The 18,925-nt window shown below is 69.4% G+C and carries 18 protein-coding genes; 5 read left to right on the plus strand and 13 right to left on the minus strand.

The annotated features are described in order from the left end of the window. Positions 1 to 4 precede the first annotated feature (4 nt). Complete coding sequence (gene acs, locus CA234_RS21050) at positions 5 to 1,954, minus strand: acetate--CoA ligase (RefSeq protein WP_126002678.1); 1,950 nt, start codon at positions 1,952 to 1,954, stop codon at positions 5 to 7. 185 nt (positions 1,955 to 2,139) lie between these two features. Here acs and CA234_RS21055 point away from each other — a divergent pair, with 185 nt between their 5' ends. Together CA234_RS21055 and CA234_RS21060 are read left to right on the plus strand one after the other, a co-directional pair. Then, on the plus strand, positions 2,140 to 3,528 hold the full coding sequence (locus CA234_RS21055; RefSeq protein ID WP_126002679.1) for a DcaP family trimeric outer membrane transporter: 1,389 nt from the start codon (positions 2,140 to 2,142) through the stop codon (positions 3,526 to 3,528). A 55-nt stretch (positions 3,529 to 3,583) separates the two neighbouring features. Beyond that, the gene (locus CA234_RS21060; RefSeq protein WP_126002680.1) at positions 3,584 to 5,317 is read left to right on the plus strand and encodes an MFS transporter; all 1,734 of its coding nucleotides are present in this window, start codon (positions 3,584 to 3,586) and stop codon (positions 5,315 to 5,317) included. A gap of 262 nt (positions 5,318 to 5,579) precedes the next feature. Here the strand turns inward: CA234_RS21060 and CA234_RS21065 are convergent, their stop codons facing one another. Next, on the minus strand, positions 5,580 to 6,431 hold the full coding sequence (locus CA234_RS21065; RefSeq protein ID WP_164521901.1) for a DUF1521 domain-containing protein: 852 nt from the start codon (positions 6,429 to 6,431) through the stop codon (positions 5,580 to 5,582). 179 nt (positions 6,432 to 6,610) lie between these two features. Here CA234_RS21065 and CA234_RS21070 point away from each other — a divergent pair, with 179 nt between their 5' ends. From CA234_RS21070 to CA234_RS21080, 3 genes are all read left to right on the plus strand, one after another. Continuing rightward, positions 6,611 to 7,534 carry an Mbeg1-like protein gene (locus tag CA234_RS21070; RefSeq protein WP_126002682.1) on the plus strand — a complete coding sequence of 308 codons (924 nt, stop codon included), beginning with the start codon at positions 6,611 to 6,613 and terminating at the stop codon, positions 7,532 to 7,534. A gap of 34 nt (positions 7,535 to 7,568) precedes the next feature. Continuing rightward, the gene (locus CA234_RS21075) at positions 7,569 to 8,489 is read left to right on the plus strand and encodes an ankyrin repeat domain-containing protein (RefSeq protein ID WP_126002683.1); all 921 of its coding nucleotides are present in this window, start codon (positions 7,569 to 7,571) and stop codon (positions 8,487 to 8,489) included. 127 nt (positions 8,490 to 8,616) lie between these two features. After that, positions 8,617 to 9,087, plus strand: coding sequence for a hypothetical protein (locus CA234_RS21080; RefSeq protein WP_126002684.1), 471 nt, complete (start codon positions 8,617 to 8,619; stop codon positions 9,085 to 9,087). Between the two features lie 11 nt (positions 9,088 to 9,098). On the opposite strand, the gene CA234_RS21085 is transcribed toward CA234_RS21080, so the two are convergent. Genes CA234_RS21085 through CA234_RS21135 form a run of 11 tightly spaced genes read right to left on the minus strand, consistent with a single transcriptional unit; the run spans position 9,099 to position 18,924 of the window. Then, on the minus strand, positions 9,099 to 9,653 hold the full coding sequence (locus CA234_RS21085) for a hypothetical protein (protein WP_126002685.1): 555 nt from the start codon (positions 9,651 to 9,653) through the stop codon (positions 9,099 to 9,101). Then, complete coding sequence (locus CA234_RS21090; RefSeq protein ID WP_126002686.1) at positions 9,650 to 10,105, minus strand: hypothetical protein; 456 nt, start codon at positions 10,103 to 10,105, stop codon at positions 9,650 to 9,652. The genes CA234_RS21085 and CA234_RS21090 overlap by 4 nt, the downstream gene beginning before the upstream one ends. After that, a complete protein-coding gene (locus CA234_RS21095) occupies positions 10,095 to 11,414 on the minus strand; it encodes a FliI/YscN family ATPase (RefSeq protein ID WP_126002687.1) in 1,320 nt (439 codons plus the stop codon). Before CA234_RS21095 ends, CA234_RS21090 begins: the two co-directional genes overlap by 11 nt. Then, on the minus strand, positions 11,411 to 11,998 hold the full coding sequence (locus tag CA234_RS21100) for a FliH/SctL family protein (RefSeq protein WP_126002688.1): 588 nt from the start codon (positions 11,996 to 11,998) through the stop codon (positions 11,411 to 11,413). The genes CA234_RS21095 and CA234_RS21100 overlap by 4 nt, the downstream gene beginning before the upstream one ends. Next, a complete protein-coding gene (locus CA234_RS21105; protein ID WP_125977693.1) occupies positions 11,995 to 12,471 on the minus strand; it encodes a hypothetical protein in 477 nt (158 codons plus the stop codon). Before CA234_RS21105 ends, CA234_RS21100 begins: the two co-directional genes overlap by 4 nt. Then, positions 12,468 to 13,232: a type III secretion inner membrane ring lipoprotein SctJ gene (gene sctJ, locus CA234_RS21110; RefSeq protein ID WP_125977691.1), complete on the minus strand. Its 765-nt coding sequence runs from the start codon at positions 13,230 to 13,232 to the stop codon at positions 12,468 to 12,470. Before sctJ ends, CA234_RS21105 begins: the two co-directional genes overlap by 4 nt. Next, on the minus strand, positions 13,229 to 13,651 hold the full coding sequence (locus CA234_RS21115; protein ID WP_126002689.1) for a hypothetical protein: 423 nt from the start codon (positions 13,649 to 13,651) through the stop codon (positions 13,229 to 13,231). Before CA234_RS21115 ends, sctJ begins: the two co-directional genes overlap by 4 nt. 2 nt (positions 13,652 to 13,653) lie before the next feature. Continuing rightward, positions 13,654 to 13,962 (minus strand): hypothetical protein, encoded by a 309-nt coding sequence (locus tag CA234_RS21120; protein WP_066722170.1) that lies wholly within the window; start codon positions 13,960 to 13,962, stop codon positions 13,654 to 13,656. Next, positions 13,959 to 15,179, minus strand: a complete 1,221-nt coding sequence (locus CA234_RS21125) for a hypothetical protein (RefSeq protein WP_126002690.1) — start codon at positions 15,177 to 15,179, stop codon at positions 13,959 to 13,961. Before CA234_RS21125 ends, CA234_RS21120 begins: the two co-directional genes overlap by 4 nt. After that, the gene (gene sctC / locus CA234_RS21130) at positions 15,176 to 17,014 is read right to left on the minus strand and encodes a type III secretion system outer membrane ring subunit SctC (RefSeq protein WP_126002691.1); all 1,839 of its coding nucleotides are present in this window, start codon (positions 17,012 to 17,014) and stop codon (positions 15,176 to 15,178) included. The genes CA234_RS21125 and sctC overlap by 4 nt, the downstream gene beginning before the upstream one ends. Continuing rightward, positions 17,011 to 18,924 carry a flagellar biosynthesis protein FlhA gene (locus CA234_RS21135; RefSeq protein ID WP_126002692.1) on the minus strand — a complete coding sequence of 638 codons (1,914 nt, stop codon included), beginning with the start codon at positions 18,922 to 18,924 and terminating at the stop codon, positions 17,011 to 17,013. Before CA234_RS21135 ends, sctC begins: the two co-directional genes overlap by 4 nt. Position 18,925: the final 1 nt, after the last annotated feature.

Below are 18,925 nucleotides of genomic sequence, written 5' to 3' on the forward strand. Positions count from 1 at the left end.
CGGTTCAGGCCTCCGCTAGTTGCGGACGGTCGGCGACCAAGGTGGCGACGACCGACGGGTCCGCCAAGGTAGAAATATCCCCGAGATTGGAGGTTTCGTTCTCGGCGATCTTGCGAAGAATGCGCCGCATGATCTTGCCGCTCCGCGTCTTGGGCAGGCCGGGCGCGAACTGGATCACGTCGGGCGTGGCGATCGGCCCGATCTCGTGGCGGACCCATTGCACCAGCGCGCGGCGCAGCGCTTCGTCCGGTTCCACATCGGCATTGGTGGTGACATAGGCATAGATGCCCTGCCCCTTGATCGCGTGCGGCATGCCGACCACTGCCGCCTCGGCAACCGCTTCGTGCGCCACCAGCGCGCTTTCGATCTCGGCCGTGCCCATGCGGTGACCGGAGACGTTGATCACATCGTCGATGCGGCCGGTGATCCAGTAATAGCCGTCGGCGTCGCGGCGGCAGCCGTCGCCGGTGAAATATTTGCCGGGAAAGGTGGTGAAATAGGTCTGGAAGAAGCGCTCCGGATCGCCCCACACCCCGCGCATCTGGCCCGGCCAGCTCTGGGTGATCACCAGGCAGCCCTCGGTCGCGCCGTCCAGCACCTTGCCCTCGCTATCGACCAGCTGCGGGGCGACCCCGAACATCGGCTTGCTCGCCGATCCGGGCTTGAGATCGGTCGCCCCCGGCAGCGGCGTGATCATCGCCGCACCGGTCTCGGTCTGCCACCAGGTATCGACGATCGGGCAGCGCCCCTCGCCGACGACGCGGTGATACCATTCCCACGCCTCCGGGTTGATCGGCTCGCCGACCGAGCCGAGCAGCCTGAGCGACAACCGGCGGGTCTTCTGCACCCAGTGATCGCCTTCGCGCATCAGCGCGCGCAGCGCCGTGGGGGCACCGTAGAAGATCTCCACCCCGAACTTGTCGACCACCTGCCAGAAGCGCGAGGGATCGGGCCAGTTGGGCACGCCTTCGAACATCACCGTGGTCGCGCCGTTGATCAGCGGGCCATAGACGACATAGCTGTGCCCGGTGACCCAGCCGATATCCGCCGCGCACCAGAAGATCTGCCCCGGGCGATAGTCGAACACATATTGGTGGGTCATCGACGCCCACACCGCATAGCCGCCGTTGGTGTGCAGTACGCCCTTGGGCTTGCCGGTGGAGCCCGAGGTATAGAGGATGAACAGCGGGTCCTCCGCGTTCATCGCCTCGGTCGGGCACTCCGCCGATTGGCCTGCCACGGAATCGTGCCAATCGACGTCGCGCCCCGCCTGCATCGCCACCTCGGCGCCGGTGCGGCGAAGCACGATGACGCTGTCGACATCGCGGCAATGGGTCAGCGCCTCGTCGACATTCGCCTTGAGCGGCACCCGCCGCCCGCCGCGCAGCCCTTCGTCGGCGGTCACCACCAGCCGCGAGCCGCAATCGAGGATGCGCCCGGCCAGCGCGTCGGGCGAGAAGCCGGCGAAGACGATCGAGTGGATCGCGCCGATCCGCGCGCAGGCGAGCATCGCGACGGCTGCTTCGGGCACCATCGGCAGGTACAGCGTCACCCGGTCGCCGCGCCCCACGCCGCGCGCCTTGAGCAGGTTGGCGAAGCGGCACACCTCGGCGTGGAGCTGGCGGTAGCTGATCCGCCGCTCGGGCTCGCTCGGATCGTCGCTTTCCCACAGGATCGCGATCGCATCGCCGCGCACCGCGAGGTGCCGGTCGAGGCAGTTGGCGGCGATGTTGAGCGCGCCGTCCTCGAACCAGCGAATGCCGAAATCGGCCTCGTCGAAGCTGGTCCGCTGCACCCGCGTGAAGGGGGTGAGCCAGTCGAGCCGCTGCGCCTCCTGCCGCCAGAAGCCGTCCGGATCCTCCACCGACTGACGGTAGAGCTCGGCATAGCGATCGGCATTGATCAGCGCGTTCTTCGCCCAGGCTTCGGGCACGGGGTGGATGGCTTCGGACATGGCGCTCTCCTTCGCGTGCAGGCGGCGGGTCGTGGGTCGCCGCGCTTTTCCGCTGCATAGCCTCGCCGCCGCGCGCCCGGACCCCCGACCATCGTCGCCCCTCCCCGACCATGGTCCCGCTGTCGGCGCCGCCGCGATTGCAGGACAGTCGGCGCCAGAACAAACGAATGTTTCGGGAGAGCGAGATGGCTGGATCGAGGGCCGCCTTCGTGGCGGCGCTGTTGGGTGCAACCGCGCTCCTGTCCCCGATGGCCGCGCAGGCGCAGAGCCGTGCCGGGCCCAGCGCGCGCGAGGCGGCGCTCGAAGCGCGGCTCGCGAAGATGGAGGCCGAACTGGCCGAACTGCGCACCGCACTCCAGCCGAGCCGCGCCCAGACCGATGCCGAGGGCGCCGCCAAGCTCGCCGCGCTGGAGGCAAAGCCCGCGCCGGAGGGCATGCGCAGCGGCAATACCACCATCAAGCTCACCGGCTTCGTCAAGCTGGTCGCCGCGAGCAGCCATTTCGCCAATGGCGCAGTCGCCACCAACTCGCTCGGCCGCGACTTCTACCTGCCGCAGACCATCCCGGTGGGCAGTGCGGAGGGCACGACCGATACCGATTTCGGCGCCAAGCAGACCCAGCTCGCGGTCAACCTCGCCTCCACCGTCGCCGGGCACCGCGTACTGGGTTATGTCGAAACCGACTTCCAGGTGGATTCCAACGCCGCCCCGGCGATCAGCGGCGGTGGATCGCAGCGCACCACCAATGGCTATACGCTGGCGCTGCGCCGCGCCTGGCTGCAGGTCGATCGCCTGCTGATCGGCCAGGAATGGACCAACTTCCAATATGTCGGCGCGCTGCCCGAAAGCACCGATTATGTCGGCGCGACCGAGGGCACCGTCTTCGCCCGCCAGCCCCAGATCCGCTACGCGGCGCCGCTCTCCAAGGCTGTGACGCTCAGCGTGGCGGTGGAAAATCCGGAAAGCGCGACCACCACGCTCGACGGCCCCGCGCTGATCGAGAACGGCACCGATCATCTGCCCGATGCCACCGCGCGGCTAAACCTCATCGGAAGTCGTGGTGAGTTGTCGCTGGCCGGGGTGGTGCGCCAGGTCCGGGTGGAAGCGAGCGGCACCGGCCGCACCCAGGCCGGCTATGGCGTGTCCGCCGCCGGCAAGCTCTGGCTCAACGCCGCCAAATCGGCCGATCTGCGCGCGATGGTCACCTATGGCCGGGATATCAGCCGCTATGTCGGGCTGAACTTCGCGCCCGACGCCGTCCTCGTCCCCGCGACCGGCCGGCTCGAGCATGTCAAAGTGCTGGCCGGGCTGGTGGCGGTACGGGTGCCGCTGGCCGCCCAGTGGCGCGCGAACCTGATCGGATCTTTCCAACAGGTCGACTATGCAAGCGCGCTGCCGCTTGCCAGTATCGCCGGGCACAACAAGCGTGCCTTCAGCATCGCAGGGAACCTGTTCACTTCGCCGGTCAAGAATGTCGATCTCGGCATCGAATTCCGCCATGGCGAGCGCGCGCTGGTCTCCGGACAGAAGGGGCGCCTGGAGCGTGTAGAGTTCGCCGCAAAATACGGGTTCTGAACCGAACCGTCCGAACCACGGGCGGCACGGACCCGCCGAACGAGGAGAGAATGCGATGGCAACCAGCGTGGACGATGCCTTGCCACGGCATCACGAGGCGACCCGAAGCGAGAAACTGGTGATCACCGCCAGTTCGCTCGGCACGGTGTTCGAATGGTATGATTTCTATCTCTACGGGCTGCTGACGACGATCATCGCCGCGCAGTTCCTCACCGGGCTCAACCCCACCACCTCGTTCATCATGGCGCTGCTGGTGTTCGCCGCCGGCTTCATCGTGCGACCGTTCGGTGCGCTGGTGTTCGGGCGGATCGGCGACATGGTCGGGCGGCGCTACACCTTCATCATCACCCTGCTGGTGATGGGCCTTTCCACCTTCCTGGTCGGCTGCCTGCCCACCTACAAGACGGCCGGCGTCGCCGCGCCGATCCTGCTGGTGGTGCTGCGCATGTTCCAGGGCCTGGCACTGGGCGGCGAATATGGCGGGGCCGCCACCTATGTCGCCGAACATGCGCCGGAGGGGAAGCGCGGCTTCTACACCAGCTGGATCCAGATCACCGCCACCGCGGGTCTCGCCATGGCGCTGCTGATCGTCATCACCGTCCGCTCGCCGGTCACCGGCGTGGGCGAGGAAGCGTTCAAGGCCTGGGGCTGGCGCGTGCCCTATCTGCTCTCCGGCCTGTTCCTCGCGGTCGGCCTGTGGCTGCGGCTGAAGCTGCACGAATCCCCGGTGTTCAAGAAGATGAAGGCCGAAGGCACCGCTTCCAAGGCACCGCTCACCGAAGCCTTCGGCCAGTGGAAGAACCTGCGGATCGTGCTCATCGCCTTTTTCGGGGCGATCGCCGGCCAGGCGGTGATCTGGTATACCGGCCAGCTCTACGCGCTGTTCTTCCTCGAAAAGATGCTCAAGGTCGACGGGCTGACCGCCAACATGCTCGCGATCACCGCGCTGCTGCTGGGAACGCCCTTCTTCCTGTTCTTCGGCTGGCTGTCCGACAAGATCGGCCGCAAGCCGATCATCCTCACCGGCTGCGCGCTCGCGACGCTCACCCTGTTCCCGGTGTTCCACACGCTGACCAACGCCGCCAATCCGGCGCTCGCGCGCGCGCTGGCCTCGGCCCCCGTCACCGTCACCGCCGATCCGGCCGAATGCTCGTCGCAATTCGATCCCGTCGGCCAGAACACGTTCGACACGACGAGCTGCGACATAGTCAAGAACGCGCTCGCCAAGGCCGGGGTGAACTATGAGAATGTGAAGGCCGCCCCCGGCACGCTCGCCACCGTCACCATCGGCGGCAAGCAATTCACCGCGCCCGATCCGCGCCAGGTAAGCGGCGACGCGCGCAAAAAGGCGATCGCCGCCTTTACCGCGCAGGTGGCCGGCGCACCGGCCGTGCCCGCCAAGGGCAGCGATCCGGCCAGGCCCGCCGTCACCGGCGAGCTCGCCAAGGTCGGCTATCCGGCCAAGGCCGATCCCGCGGCGATGAACAAGCCGCTGGTGGTGGCGCTGCTCTTCTACCTCGTGCTGCTGGTCACCATGGTCTACGGCCCGATCGCGGCGATGCTGGTGGAGCTGTTCCCCAGTCGCATCCGCTACACCTCGATGTCGCTGCCCTATCATATCGGCAATGGCTGGCTGGGCGGGCTGCTGCCGGCGATCGGCTTCGCGATGGTCGCCGCCAACGGCAACATCTATCACGGCTTCTGGTATCCCGTGGTGGTGGCGGCGGCGACGCTGGTGTTCGGGTTGCTCTTCCTGCCAGAGACCTTCCGGCGCAACGTCGACGGCTGATCCGCCCTATATTGCCACGCAAACGAAGGGCCCTCGGGGATCGTTTCCCCGGGGGCCTCTCCCTTGCGGCGGGCGGCTTCCCCTGTCTTGCCGGCGAGGCTCATGGCGCCGGCGGATGCGGCGGCACTCGCTTCGGGAAATCAGCCAGCGCATTTTCAAGTTGACCGTGTACGGTGAACGGCTCGGAAAATGCGGCAACCAAACATCTAGAGCGTCTTCACCCATGGTAAAAACGCTCTATCATCGCCCATCGCCTGCCCTGTCAGGCATAGGGCCGGATTGGCGTGGGAAGCGCCGCGCGATCCATGTTCGAGCTGGCGGCTCGGAAAGACGCGTTGATATCGAACGCCGCCCCCAACAGGCTGCCGAACAGCAGGAAACCGCCGATCGCGCTGCCCAGTTCGGAAAGGCTCGGCATGTCGCTGTCGGGCCCGTACATCTGGCCCGGCCTGGTCAGGTCGGCATCGGCCTGCGTTACCGTCTCGCCCAGCTCGGTCTGCCAGCCGCCCGACGACTCGAGCACGGTGAAGCCGTCGCGATGGGCGGCATCCAGCGCATAGCCGTTGGTCGAGACGCTGACCGCCAGATCGCCCAGCTGCTGCTGGCTGATGCCGTCGATCACCACCGCATTGGCGCCGCGCGTCACCACCACCTGGCTGGCGAAATAGACGTTGGGATTGCCCTTGGCCTGCTCGGTATTGACCGTGATCTTGGTGCCGTTGTCGAGTTCGAACGTCGTCGTGCCGTAGAAGTCGAACTGGTGCTTGCCGTTCACGTCGACATGCGGATCGCCCCACACGCGCGTGCTCTGGCCGGTCTTCTCGTTGACGATCGTCATTTCGCTGTTCCGCTCGTCGATGGCGAGGTGATAGCCGTCGCCCAGGTCGACGCGCGCGGTACTCTGGCTGGTGGTCTGGGCGGTGAAGCCCGCCTGGGGCTGGAGCTGCCCGGCGCCCGCCATCGTGCCCAGCTGGATCGACAGCAGCGACGGCAGCATCGCGCTGGCATAGGCGCTGGCGCCGAGCGGGTTGAACTGCTGGGCGAGCACGCCGCCGGCCAGCGCCAGTTGCGCGGCGGCGAACGGAGTCGAGGCGGCGGTCGAGATCGTCGTCATGTCCATGCTCCTGAGAAAGGCGATTGGGTGCGAGCCCGTTGGTAGGCTACTGCTTCCCATGCCCTGCCCCGCTGCGGCATCGCCGGATCGCGTAGGCCGCCTAAACGAATCGTCTAGCGACGAACCGTGCCGGCGATGGCATCGAGGCACGCGACGGCCTTCGACGGGGAACCACGAACATGATGTCGGCAGCTGACCAGCTCTCGCGACCCACCGGCATCGGGTCCTCTTCGGCGATCTCGACGTCGCGGCAGCGCGCCGCGAACGACGATTTCCAGGCCCGTCACCTGCCCCCGCGCGAGCTGCTTGCCTGGCAGCAGCTCACGCCGCCGGTCCAGTTCGTTCGCAGCGAAGCCCCACAGCTCGCGGCCGAACGGACCGGCGGACCTTCCACCATCGACCTCGCGGCGATGGCGGCGGACGTTTACAACGACACTCCTGCCCCACCCGCCGGCTACCGCGTCGCGAGCAGCGACGACCTGGCACAACTCGGCCTCCGCGCGGAGGACCTGACCTCGCCGCAGAGCAGCTTCCGCGCCCGCGTCTATGTGGCGGAGGGCGATGGTGGCCCCAATTATGTCGTGAGCTTTCGCGGCACCACCGGCGGCAGCGACTGGAAGGCCAATGCCCAACAGGGAGTAGGCTTGCCTTCCGATCAATATACCCGCGCGCTGATGATCGCGAAGGCGATCGGGCGCCATCCGGAGGCGCAGGTGACGATCACCGGCCATTCGCTGGGCGGCGGTCTCGCCTCGGCGGCGGCGCTGGCGAGCGGACGCGACGCGCAGACCTTCAATGCCGCCGGGCTCAGCGACGCGACGATCCACCAGGCCGGCGCGATCCGCGGCGATGCGCCTGCCCCCAGGATCGCGGCCTTCTATGTCCGCGGCGAGATCCTCTCGGCGATCCAGGATGGCGGCGACCGGATTGCCGGAGCGATCCTCGGCGGCATCCCCGGCGCGATCTTTGCCGACGCGCCCGAAGCCTATGGCACGCGCATCCCGCTCGACGCCAAGCAGCCCGCCGGCCAGCCTTGGTATCAGGACACGCCGGTGGCCCGGCACCAGATGGACTGGGTGCAAAGCAGCCTGGGCGCACATTGACCCGGGGCTCCCCCACTCCCTACAGCATGGCCTTGTGAACCGCCGCATCCGCATCCTCGCCGCGCTGATGCTGGCGACCGCCCCGATCGGAGGATGCATGGCCGCCGCGCCCAGTTGCTATACCAAGCGCGCCTCGGTGGTGCTGCCCGACCGTATTCGCGTCCTTGCGCATCTAAACAACGGCGCCTCCGGCCGCGCGGTCGCCGAGGCGATCTTCGACGGGCGTGTCGACGATGCACGCGCGATGCTGGCGCGCGACCCGCGGCTGATCACCACCGCAGTGCTCGACGACCCGAAAGTTCCGCAGCCGCCCGCCGGCCAATATGGCGATCTGCTCACCTTGGCCGTGGCGCGCTGCGACGCTGACGCGGCGACGATGCTGTTCGCCGCAGGCATGCCCAAGGACGGGGTAAAGCGCGGCAACGCGCTGTCGCTCGCCATCCTGGCGGACGCCCCCACCATGGCCGAGCAACTGCTCGCCGCCGGTGCCTCGCCCGATCCGCAAGCCCGGGGCGGCGAGGATCCGATGCGCAGCGCGATCAGCTTCGGCCATCTCGGCGGGGTGATGACCTTGCTCCGCCACGGCGCCGATCCGCGCTGGACCGACCGCTTCGGTATCGATCCCGTCCGCAGGGCGCTGGATGCCGAACAGGCGGAGATCGCCGAGCTGCTGGTGGACAGGGGCGGTACGCTGTGGAGCGTCGCCGACGACGGCAGCATGGCCGCGCACGCACTGCTGGAGCAGCCGTTGATCTTCACCAGTCCCGAGATGCGCGCCGCCCGCGCCCGCCTGCTGGAGCGTGCGCGCAACGCCGGCCTGGGCTGGCCCCCGCCCGACCGCGCGATGGTCAAGGAGCAGGTGGCGAGCGGCGCGTGGCCGACGGCCGAGATGGCACACGCGGGGATGACCGTCGCGCCGACGGTGCTGGAGCGGATACGCTCTGCGAAGCGCTGATGCCACCAGCAGCAGGAGATGGGCGCGCTCCCCTCCGGAACATCGCCTAAGCGATTCGTGGAGCGCGCCGGGCTGCCCAAGCCGCTATCCAGGCTGGCATGTTGCTTCGGACGGACGAGATTCGGTCATGACCCAGCCCATTGGCATCGGCGGCCCGCGGTTCAACGCGATCAATGCTGTCGGCCAGACCGGAACCACGCCAGGCGCGCTTGCCGGCCAGGCGATGACGACACTCGCCAACCGCGTCGCCGGTACCGTGACCCGCGCATTGGGTCTCGCTCCGAGCGGCGGATCACCGCTGCGGGCTGGGGATGCCTATGGCATCGAAGGCGTCGCACGCGATCTCGCCGCAACGCTGAATGCCGGCCCGGCTGATGCAGGGCGGCTGTCGCGGGCGCTGCACGACTTCACCAGCGAAGTCGCGTCGCTGGTCGCGGCCAGCCCCACCAGCGACGTGCTCGATCGGCTTTCCGGTCTCGGCAATGCGCCGCTCGATCCCGATGGTCGGCCCGGCATGAGCGATAGCGACAAGGTCATCGCAACGATCGACTCCGCCCTCTTCCAGCTGCGGGAAGATCCGACGCGGGTCGGCCGCTGAGCGACGCGGCGTCAGCGCCGCGCCGCCACCGGCATTGCCCTTCCCTGCACGCCCACCTTGCCGACGCGGACCTCGCGGCGCAGCAATCGCTCGTGCAGTTGCTCGCTCCACTGCGCGGCCACCGCAGGCGGCACTGCAGCGGAGGGAATCAGCAGCACATTGACCTGCCCCGCCAGGTCATGGCCCAGCACCGCGCCTTCCACCTTGTAGCTCCCGAGCGACAGCGACAGGTGCACCTCGGGCTGCGCGGTCTTGCTCACTTCGGCGATGGCGGCGGCGATCCGGTCGAACTGGGCATGCTGGGCGGGATCGACGGCCCCTGCCGCAGAAGGCCGTGCCGCAACCGCTAGCGCGGCGAAGTCGCGCGGTGCGATCATCGGCGTCAGCCCGTTGGCCTTGTCCATGCCGGGATCCTTCGCCGCGCGCTTGCCGGCGTGGCGCGAGAGCGCATCGGCGAAGGCCTTGCACTGCTTGGGTGCGGCTTCGGGCTCGCCCTTGGCCGGTGCATCGCGGGGCGTCGGCGCAGGCTTGCTCTGGACCGAACCGCCGGTCGGGGCGCCGTTCATGCCCAGCCCCGCGACAGGAGGAAGGCGGCGGCCTCGGAATCGACGCGATCCTCGGCCCGGCGCTGCTCGGCGCGGCGGAGGGTCTGGTGATGCGCGGCGACGCTCTCGCTGCGAACGCGGTGCTGATCGAGCGCGCGTCCGGCGGCGCCCTGGGCATGGGCCGCAAGTTCGTGCCGCGCGCGCTGGTCGCTGGCACGGGCCGCCGCGCCGATCTCCTCCGCCACCCGCTGGTCGAGCCAGAGCCGGGTCTGCGGACAGGCCGGGCTCGCCCGGAACAGCAGCCGGGCATCGCCGCGCGCGCGTTCCGCCGCGGTGCGCGCGGCTTCGGCAGCGCTGGCCGCCGCATGCGCCTGCGCGGCGGCCTCGCGCGCCTCGATCAGCGCGCGGGTGAGGCGCTGCTCGCGCATCTGGGCGATACGCGCCAGCACGGGCGCGCGGTTGTCAGCGGGCATGGTCCATCTCCTCGAAGGTGCGCAGCCGGGCGATGCTCTCGCCCAGCGAGGTGCGTTCGCTACCGGACTGGCGCAGATAGGCGGCGATCGCCTGGCGCTCGGCCAGCGCGCGATCGGCCAGCGGATCGCGGCCGGGCTGATACTCGCCGATCTGGACCAGCAGCTCGATCTCGTCGAGCTTGGCCAACATCGCGCGCAGCCCGTGCGCCGCGCGCTGCTGCGCCCCGCTCGCCAGCCGCGGGAACAGGCGCGAGAGGCTACCCAGCACGTCGATCGCCGGATAATGGCCGCGCGACGCGAGCTTGCGGGACAGCATGATATGGCCGTCGAGCAGCGAGCGCACTTCCTCGCCGATCGGATCGCCCTCCTCGTCCTCCAGCAGCACGGTGTAGAGCGCGGTGATCGCGCCCTCGGCGGCCGTCCCGCTGCGCTCGAACAGCCGCGGCAGCTCGGCGAAGACCGAGGGCGGGAAGCCGCGCCGCACCGCCGGCTCGCCCGCCGCCAACCCGATCTCGCGGAGCGCGCGGGCGAAGCGGGTGACGCTGTCCATCAGCAGCAACACATGCCGTCCTTCGTCGCGCAGACCCTCGGCGATGGCGGTGGCGACATGCGCAGCGCGCACCCGCTCCATCGCCGGACGGTCCGAGGTGGCGACGATTACCACCGAGCGAGCGAGCCCCTCGGCACCCAAGATCTCCTCGATGAACTCGCGCACCTCCCGACCGCGCTCGCCGATCAGCGCGATGACGATCGCATCGCACTGGGCGTTACGCGCCAGGTTGGCGAGCAGGGTCGACTTGCCGACGCCGGCGCTGGCGAAAATGCCGACGCGCTGGCCGATGCCGATCGGCATCAGCCCGTCGATGGCGCGGATGCCGGTTTCCATCGCCGCGTCGATCGGGCGGCGGTGCATCGGGTTGGGCGCCTCGCCATGAATCGGCCGGTCGGTGCCGCGACGCACGCCGCCCAAGCCATCGAGCGGCTGGAGCCGGGCATCGAGCACGCGGCCGAGCATGTCGGCACCATAGGGCGCGCGATCCTCGCCGCTGCGCAGGATCACGTCGCTGTGCATCGACAAGCCGCGCAGGTCGCCCAGCGGGGTGAGGATCGCGCCGCCATCGGCGAGGCCGATGACCTCGGCCCAGAGCGAGAAGCCGGTCTCGGCGTCGACGATCTCGCAATTCTCGCCGATCCGCGCGCGCACGCCGGTGACGCGCAGGGTGGTGCCGAGCGCGCCGACGATGCGGCCGTGCTGCTCGAACATCGGTGCCGCATCGAGCGCGCGCAACAGCGCCAGCGGATCACTCATGCCACCCCCCAGCGCTTGGCAAGCGTCTCGAGCTGGACGGACAGGCTGGCGATCACCTGCCCCTGTTCGGTGCGGATCGCACAATCGTGCGCGCCGAGTGCAGGGTCGGGCAGGATGCTGACTTCGGTCAGCGCCTCCAGCCGCTCCGCAACCTTGTCCGCCAAGTCCGGCGCCACGGCGACGATCACCGCGCCCTGCGGCTGCAGGCGGTCGAGCGCGCGGGCGACCAGCGCGGGCACCAGCGTCGCGTTGTCGAGTTCGCCGAGCACGGCACGCACCGCCGCCAGCGCCGCCTCGGCGATCTCGGCACGACGCGTCTGCTCTTGCAAATCAATAGCTCTGGAAAACCGTGCAATTTCGCCGGCGAGCAAGGAGTCGATCTCGGCCCGCGCGCCGTCCAGCGCAGTGCTGTACGCCTCTTCCCGCGCAGCATTCGCAGCCTGCACCGCCCGCGCCTGCGCCTCGCGCACCGCGCCCAGCAACGCCACCGCAGCGGCGAAGGACTGGCGCTCGCCGCGCTTGATCACCGCCCGCTCGCTGAACAGCAGCGCGGAATCGTCGGCATGGACGAGATGATAGGTCATGCGAGGCTCTCCGCGATGGCATGGGCGCGCGCCAGCAGGCCGCGCGCCGCGGCATCGTCACGCGCACCGGGGAACTGGTCCTGCAAGGCGAGCGGCAGGGCGGCCTCCAGCAACTGCGTGCCGACGGCGAGCACGCGCTCCGGTGACGGCAGCTTCTCCGCGCTGACGATCTCCGGCACCTCGGCTTCGCAGACCGCGTCGAACAATGGTTCGCCCACCGCCGCCGCCAGCGCCGCCAAGCGTGGGCCCGAAAGCTCGGTATCGATCGCCCGGCGAAGGCGCAGCAGCCCGGCCGCCGCGGCGATCCGCGCCCGCTGCGCCTCGGGCGCGTCGAGCCAGTCGGGCAGCTTGGCGAGGTCGCCAAAGCTTACCGGCGGCTGCCCGCTCGCCCGGCGGGCAAAGCGCGCGCCGCGGCCCTGCCCGCAATGGCGGGCAAGCAGCGCCAGCTTGGCGGCCCGCGTCTCCCGATTCACCGCTGCACCGTATCCGGCAGGCTGGTCCGGGGTTTCCGCATCCGCCACAGCCCGCGTCCCGCGATCGCCAGCACGATCAGTGCGACCACACCGATGCCCCCGCGCATCAGCGTCGAGACCGACACCATGCCCTCGCTCTCCGACAGCACCGGCGCGGCCTGGGCGGGCACCATCACCACCGAGACGCGGTCATAGGTCAGCCCGTCGATCGAATTGGTGACCAGCGACTTGATCGCCCCGGTCTGGCTGCGCAGGTCGAAGCCGGTGCGATATTTCACGAACACCGACGCAGCCGAGGGCTTGGCTTCGCGGGAAAGCGGGTCGGCCTCGGGCATGGTCAGGTGCACGCGCGCCTGCACGACGCCATCGATGGCGCTGATCGTCCGGCTCAGCTCCTGCGAGAGGCCGTAGATCAGCCGCGCCCGCTCCTCCAGCGGGGTCGAGGTGAAGCCCTCCTTCTTGAACACCGAGCCGAGCGAGTCATAGTCCTCGTGCGGCAGGCCGTGGGCGCGCAGCGTCTCCACCGCGCGGGCGAAATCGGCCTGGTCGACGGCGATGCTCCACTGGTCCTTCTCCCCCGCCACCTTGGTCGCGGTGATGCCGGCCTGGTTGAGCACGGCGATCATCTCGTTGGCGGCCGGTTCGGTGAGCTTGCCATAGACTTCCTGCCGGCTGCAGCCGGCCAGCCCGAAGGCGGCGATCACCAGCAGCGGCGCGGCGATCCGCGCCTGCCAGCGGCGCGCGGGGGCGCGGCCGCTCATTGCTGCTTGAACAGCTGTTGCACGCCGTCCGAACTCCGGTTGGCGATATTGGACGTAAGCTGCGCCTGGAACATGAACTCGGAGCACTTCATGTTGAGCTGCACCATCTCGCCCGGGGTCAGCTGGCCGCCGCTGGCCTCGGCGGCCTCGGCATAGCGCGAGACGGCGCGGGCCTGGACGTTCACCTGGTCGAGCGCGTTGAACATCCCCTTCATCGCCGGCGGGATCGGACCGGCGGCGACGGTCCCTTGCACCCCGCCCATCTTCTCCAGCGCCGCCTGGAAGCGCGCGTCGAACTGCGGCGTGGTGGCGCCGCCGCCCTCGCCGCCGGGGGCGAGCAGCTCGAAGGCGCGCGACACGCCGCTCGTGCCCTGCCCCCCGGCCGGCGCGACCAGCGCGCCAATCGCATCGATGCTCATCGTCAGTTCTTCCGCGCCATGGTTTCGAGCGCCTTGGAGACGCTGTCGATCGAGCTGTGCGAGCTGTTCGCCATGAAGCTCATCCGCATCGATTCGGTGGTTAGCTGGGTGATGTCGGAAGGCTTGTCGCCGCCCTGGCTCACCACGTCGGACTGGGCGGTGATCGCATCGGCCTGGGTGTCGAGTGCCTTGCCCCAGGCTTCGCCGAACGCCTCGAACCAGTTGCCCTTGCCGGTGCGGCTCTCGGTGGTGCCCATGTTGCCGAGCGAGGCGATCGTGCCGAGGACGGCGCTGTTGATCGGGTTGGTCATTGGGTGGTCACTCCGCTGATGTCGCCGCCAGGGGTGGTGGAGGGTGCCGGGGACGGCGGCGTGCTGGGTCCCAGGACGAGTTCTTCGATCCGGCCGTCGCGCTCGAAGCTGGCGCGGCCGTTGCCGATGGCGACGATGCGGTGGCCGGTCGGCACCGTGGCGCCGGCGAACCAGCGGGTACCGTCGGCGGTGGTGAGGTAGCCGGGGTCGCCGTCGACGAAGGTGGCGAGGCCGTATTCGGCACCCGAGAAGAAATATTGCAGGTCGCGGTCGCCGCGCTTGCCGTCGGTGGCGAAGTCGACGCGGGTGATGCCGGGCACGTCATCCTTGATCAGCCGGGCGAGATCGGCCTGGCGATCGGCGGGGAGGAATTCGGCCTTCACCATCAGCGCGTTACCGCGGCGGGGAATGGCCTCGGCATCGACCCCTTGCGCGCGCAGCAGATCGGTGGCGGCGGCGGCGAGGCCGTCCATCGTCTCGACGTCGAGCGTGGCCGGGCCGAGCTGCTCGGCGACGACCTGCCGCAGCCGGGCGAGCGCAGCGTCGTCCTTGACGATCCCGCGGACGATGGTGCCGTTGCGGGTCTCCTCGACCTTGAGGTCGCGGAAGCCCGCGGCAGCGAGCATCGCCTGTTCCCCCGCCGTATCGTGCAGCTGGCGCGTCGCCCACCGGACGGCGGGCGGCGCGAAGAGCAGGAGCAGCAGCAGTGCCGCAACGGCGGCGGCGTAGGCGGGCCAATAGCGATCCAGCGCCAGTGCCCCGCGCATCGGGTAGAGCCGCGTCGCCACCCGCTCGGGAATCGCGGCACGCTGCGGAGCCAGCACGGGCGCATCAGAAGCCGCAGGCGCCACCATAGGCGCCAGCCGGATGGCATCGTCCCAGCGCGGGTCCTCCGGCTCACCGATCGCGACGGCGACGGCGCCCACCAGCATCGGCACGAAGGGCGGCAGCGACGCCTGCTCGCCCGCCGCGACCGGGCGCCCGAGCAAGGTCACCTGCCCCGCCGCTACTCGCACGCAGGCCACGCCCTCGCCCAGGTCGAGCTCCAGCGACACGCCGCGCGCGGAGGGATCGCGCAGCACGATATCATGCTCGAACCCATGCCCGACGCGGACGAACTTGCCCCGGTGCAGCCGGTGCTCGGCGCCCGAGAGGCGACCGTTCAGCACCCGCAGCACCATCGTGCCGGGCTTTACCGGGGCGAAAGGCGCGTTCACCGGCGGGCCCTCCGGCGGCGCTTCTGGTGGTGATCGGCGGCGGCCTGGATCTGCTCTATCGGGATCGGGTTGGTCGCCGTCGCAGGCTGCACCGCCGCCGCCTGCTGCTCGCGGCGCGAGACGACGCGGGGGGTGATCAGGAAGATGCGCTCGAAATGCTGGTCGCCCTTCTTGCGCTTGCGGAAGGCCTGGCCGAGGATCGGCACGTCGCCCGCGACCGGCACCTTCGACTTGTAGTCGTAGGAGGTCTCGACCGTCATGCCGCCGATCAGCAGGCTCTCGCCCTGCTTCACCACCGCGCTGGTGTTGATGCTGCTCTGCTTCACCGCCGGGATGCCGTCGACCACCAGCCCGGTGGGCGAGCCGTCGAGGATCTCGATCGCCATCCGGGTGCGCAGCTCGCCGCCGTCGTAGAGGATCGACGGGTTGACCCGCATCACCATGCCCGCGGTGACCGGGAACAGGTCCACCTGCCGGTCGCCGGCGACGCGGACATAATATTGCACCTGGTTGTTGAACACGGCGGGGATGTTGTTGAGCGTGCTCAGCCGCGGCCGCGAGATCACCCGCAGCGCACCGGTCTTCTCCAGCGCGGTGATGCGCGCGGCGAACAGGTCCAGGCCGCCGGTCAGATATGCCGCACCGACATTGCCGCTGGAGAAGTTGTTGGCCGGGTTGGTCGCATTGCCGCCGAACAGCGCGCCCAGCCCGCCGGTCCTGAAGCCGAAATCGAGCCCCAGTTCCTTGAGCTTGCTGGTATCGAGCTCGAGGATCGTCGCCTCGATCTCCACGCCGCGCGGCTCGACGTCGAGTGCGCGGACGATGTCCTCGTAGACGGTCATCGATTCGGGCCGGTCGCGGATCAGCACGGCGTTGTTGCTGGGATCGACCTCGACGCGCGGGCCGTTGATATCCCGCACCGCCGCCTCGCGGACGACGACGGTATCGAGCCCCGGCGTGCCCTGCTGGTCGAAGCTGCGCTGCGCCTCGTCGGGCGGCACGGCGTTGAGGCCGCGCCCGCCCAGCCGCGGCAGCGACTGGCGCTGGACATCGAAATTGCCGCTGGTCGAAACCGTCGCGCTCGGCCGCCCGTCCCCCATCATCCCGCGCAGGATCGATCCGACGCCGGGGATGGTAATGGTGCGGTCAAAGCTCTTCTGGATCGTGTCGTCGGCGCGCGCATAGCGGAGGTAGAAGATCCGCACCTCATAGGGCGAGCGCGTCGTGGCGCCGCTCAGCACCTTGGAGCGAAGCGGCGAACTGGTCACCGTCTCCAGCGCGGCGGGGCCGAGCAGCGGCGAGACGATGGGTGCGTTGGAGGATGTGGCGGAGGCCGGGATCACCGCCGGGTTGCCTGCGGTACCCGCCAGTTGCGCGACGCGATCGAGGAACGCCGGCACGCCGGTGGCGCTCACTGAATTGCTCGCTGCGGAGACGCGATTGGCGTCGTCGAGAATCCGCAGCTTCTGCGCGTCGCGCACTACCGCCTCGGGATCGGCGGCGTTGAAGCTGCGCGAGGTAACTTCCGCCGCCGAATAGACCCGCACCACCGCGCCGTCATAGTAAGCGACGAGGTTGAAGGCCTTGGCGAGCTGGGTCCACACCTGGCGCGGCGTGCCGACGAACACGCCGTTGACCTTGCCGGTCACCGCCGAGCTCACCTTCGCCTTGACCCCGGCCTGGCCGAACAGATCGACCACGGCGACATCGACCCGCTGGTTGCGCGCGGTGAGCGTGATCCGCTTCTGCCCCATGGGCGGCGTCTCGGCGGATGCGGCAACAGGCAGCAATGCGGTACAGGCAAGCAGGGCAAGGAAGTGCTGAGCGCGGATCATAGGGAAACCTCGTCCGACATCTGGTTGGTCAGGCTTTCCGGGGCGGCGTTGATTTCGCCGACGATGTCGAGCGGCACGGCCGGGTTGAGCTCGTTGAAACTGATCACCGGAACCTCGAACAGATCGCCCGCGATCAGCAGGCGGAGCGGCCGGCGGAGATCCTGCGCGGTGAGGATCGCCCGCGCGCCGCTGGTGGCGACCTGGGTGGAGAGCAGCGCGATCAGCGCGCGCATCTGGTGCGGGTTGATCGCGAGGCGCATCTGGCCGTCGGCGGGGGTGACGGTCTGGCGGATCGTCTCCTCCAGATCGGCGCCGACGATCAGCACGCGGAGGCGGCCGGCCTCGCAGAGCGGCGCGATCAGGTGGCGGCGCATCGCGACGCGCACCCGCTCGGCCATCGGCACGGCTTCGCGCTCATATTGGCCGACCTCGCCGATTGCCTCGATCGCGTCGCGGAAGTTGCGCAGGGGCACACTTTCCTCGGCGAGCAGGCGCAGCACTTCGCCGATCCGGCCGGTGGGCACCGCGCGCACCGCTTCCTTGACGACTTCCGGGTGCGTCTCGCCGAGCCGGTTGAGGTGATCGGTCACCTCCTGCAGCCCGAGGAACAGGCCGAGATTGCGCTCGAGCAGCTGCGCCACGCGCTCCGCCGCCACGTCAGGCAGCGCGCCCGCGTCGCTGGCGCCGCCGCCGAGCGGGGCGTCGTGGGCGCTGAGCAGCCACTCGCCTTCGTTCAGCCGGGCGTCGGGAACGACGCGTAGGTCGGGAATGGCGATGCCGGTGCGCGTCTGGAGTGCCGCCGCGGCGTCGCGCAGCCGTTCCGCCAGTGCCGCAAAGGCAGGATGCTGCGGCGGCAGGCCGACGGCGAGCCGCAGCGGATCGACCACCGGCAGCGCCTGCGCGGGGATCAGCGTCTCGCCGGTCGCGACCGCCGTCTCGCTCGTTGCCAGCCCCAGCCGTGCCCGCAGCCAGGCGCCCGAGGTCGGGTGGAGGAAGGCCCCGCCGAGCAGGAGCGCACTCGCCAGCGTGAAGAAGATCAGCGTCGGGAAGCCCGGCACCAGCCCGAGCAGCATCGCCAGCCCGCCGGCGATCATCAGCACGTGCGGCTTGCCGGTGATCTGCCGCGCGATCGCGGGGCCCAGGTCGCTGTCCCGCTCCTCGTCGGTGGTGCGCGTGACGAGCATGCCCGCCGCCATCGCCGAGAACAGCGCCGGCACCTGCGCGACCAGCCCGTCGCCGATCGTCAAGATCGAGAAGGTCGTCGCCGCCTCGCCCGCCGACATGCCGTGGTAGAGCATGCCCACGGCCAGCCCGCCGAGCAGATTGACGAGCACGATGATCACCGAGGCGATCGCATCGCCCTTCACGAACTTCATCGCGCCGTCGAGGCTGCCGTGGAGCTTGCTCTCCATCTCCAGCGTGCGGCGCTTCTCGCGCGCCTCGTCCTTGGTGAGGATGCCCGAGCGCAGGTCGCTGTCGATCGACAGCTGCTTGCCCGGCATCGCATCGAGGCTGAACCGCGCGGCGACTTCGGCGACACGCTCGGCGCCCTTCGAGATGACGATGAACTGGACGATGGTGATGATCAGGAACACCACCAGCCCGACCACGAGATTGCCGCCCGCGACCATCTGGCCGAACTGCTGGATGATCTCGCCGCCATCGACATGGGTGAGGATCATTCGCGTCGTCGAGATGCTGATCGCCAGCCGGAACAGCGTGGAAAGCAGCAGCACCGTCGGGAAGGTCGAGAAATCCAGCGGCTTGGTGACGTACATGCAGCTGAGCAGCAGCAGGATGCCCACCGTCATGTTGGTCGCGATGAACGCGTCGAGCGCCAGCGGCGGCATCGGCACGATCATCAGCAGCACGACGGTGACGACGCAGCAGACCAGCACGATGTACGCCAAC

Origin of the sequence: Sphingomonas sp. ABOLE (genome assembly GCF_003950455.1) — a bacterium.
Taxonomy (GTDB): domain Bacteria; phylum Pseudomonadota; class Alphaproteobacteria; order Sphingomonadales; family Sphingomonadaceae; genus Sphingomonas; species Sphingomonas trueperi.

What these genes read in the sequence shown, in the direction of transcription:
- acs (WP_126002678.1), bottom strand. Translation starts at nt 1,954, where the DNA reads ATGTCCGAAGCCATCCACCCCGTGCCCGAAGCCTGGGCGAAGAACGCG.
- CA234_RS21055 (WP_126002679.1), top strand. Translation starts at nt 2,140, where the DNA reads ATGGCTGGATCGAGGGCCGCCTTCGTGGCGGCGCTGTTGGGTGCAACC.
- CA234_RS21060 (WP_126002680.1), top strand. Translation starts at nt 3,584, where the DNA reads ATGGCAACCAGCGTGGACGATGCCTTGCCACGGCATCACGAGGCGACC.
- CA234_RS21065 (WP_164521901.1), bottom strand. Translation starts at nt 6,431, where the DNA reads ATGACGACGATCTCGACCGCCGCCTCGACTCCGTTCGCCGCCGCGCAA.
- CA234_RS21070 (WP_126002682.1), top strand. Translation starts at nt 6,611, where the DNA reads ATGATGTCGGCAGCTGACCAGCTCTCGCGACCCACCGGCATCGGGTCC.
- CA234_RS21080 (WP_126002684.1), top strand. Translation starts at nt 8,617, where the DNA reads ATGACCCAGCCCATTGGCATCGGCGGCCCGCGGTTCAACGCGATCAAT.
- CA234_RS21085 (WP_126002685.1), bottom strand. Translation starts at nt 9,653, where the DNA reads ATGAACGGCGCCCCGACCGGCGGTTCGGTCCAGAGCAAGCCTGCGCCG.
- CA234_RS21090 (WP_126002686.1), bottom strand. Translation starts at nt 10,105, where the DNA reads ATGCCCGCTGACAACCGCGCGCCCGTGCTGGCGCGTATCGCCCAGATG.
- CA234_RS21095 (WP_126002687.1), bottom strand. Translation starts at nt 11,414, where the DNA reads ATGAGTGATCCGCTGGCGCTGTTGCGCGCGCTCGATGCGGCACCGATG.
- CA234_RS21100 (WP_126002688.1), bottom strand. Translation starts at nt 11,998, where the DNA reads ATGACCTATCATCTCGTCCATGCCGACGATTCCGCGCTGCTGTTCAGC.
- sctJ (WP_125977691.1), bottom strand. Translation starts at nt 13,232, where the DNA reads ATGAGCGGCCGCGCCCCCGCGCGCCGCTGGCAGGCGCGGATCGCCGCG.
- CA234_RS21115 (WP_126002689.1), bottom strand. Translation starts at nt 13,651, where the DNA reads ATGAGCATCGATGCGATTGGCGCGCTGGTCGCGCCGGCCGGGGGGCAG.
- CA234_RS21120 (WP_066722170.1), bottom strand. Translation starts at nt 13,962, where the DNA reads ATGACCAACCCGATCAACAGCGCCGTCCTCGGCACGATCGCCTCGCTC.
- sctC (WP_126002691.1), bottom strand. Translation starts at nt 17,014, where the DNA reads ATGATCCGCGCTCAGCACTTCCTTGCCCTGCTTGCCTGTACCGCATTG.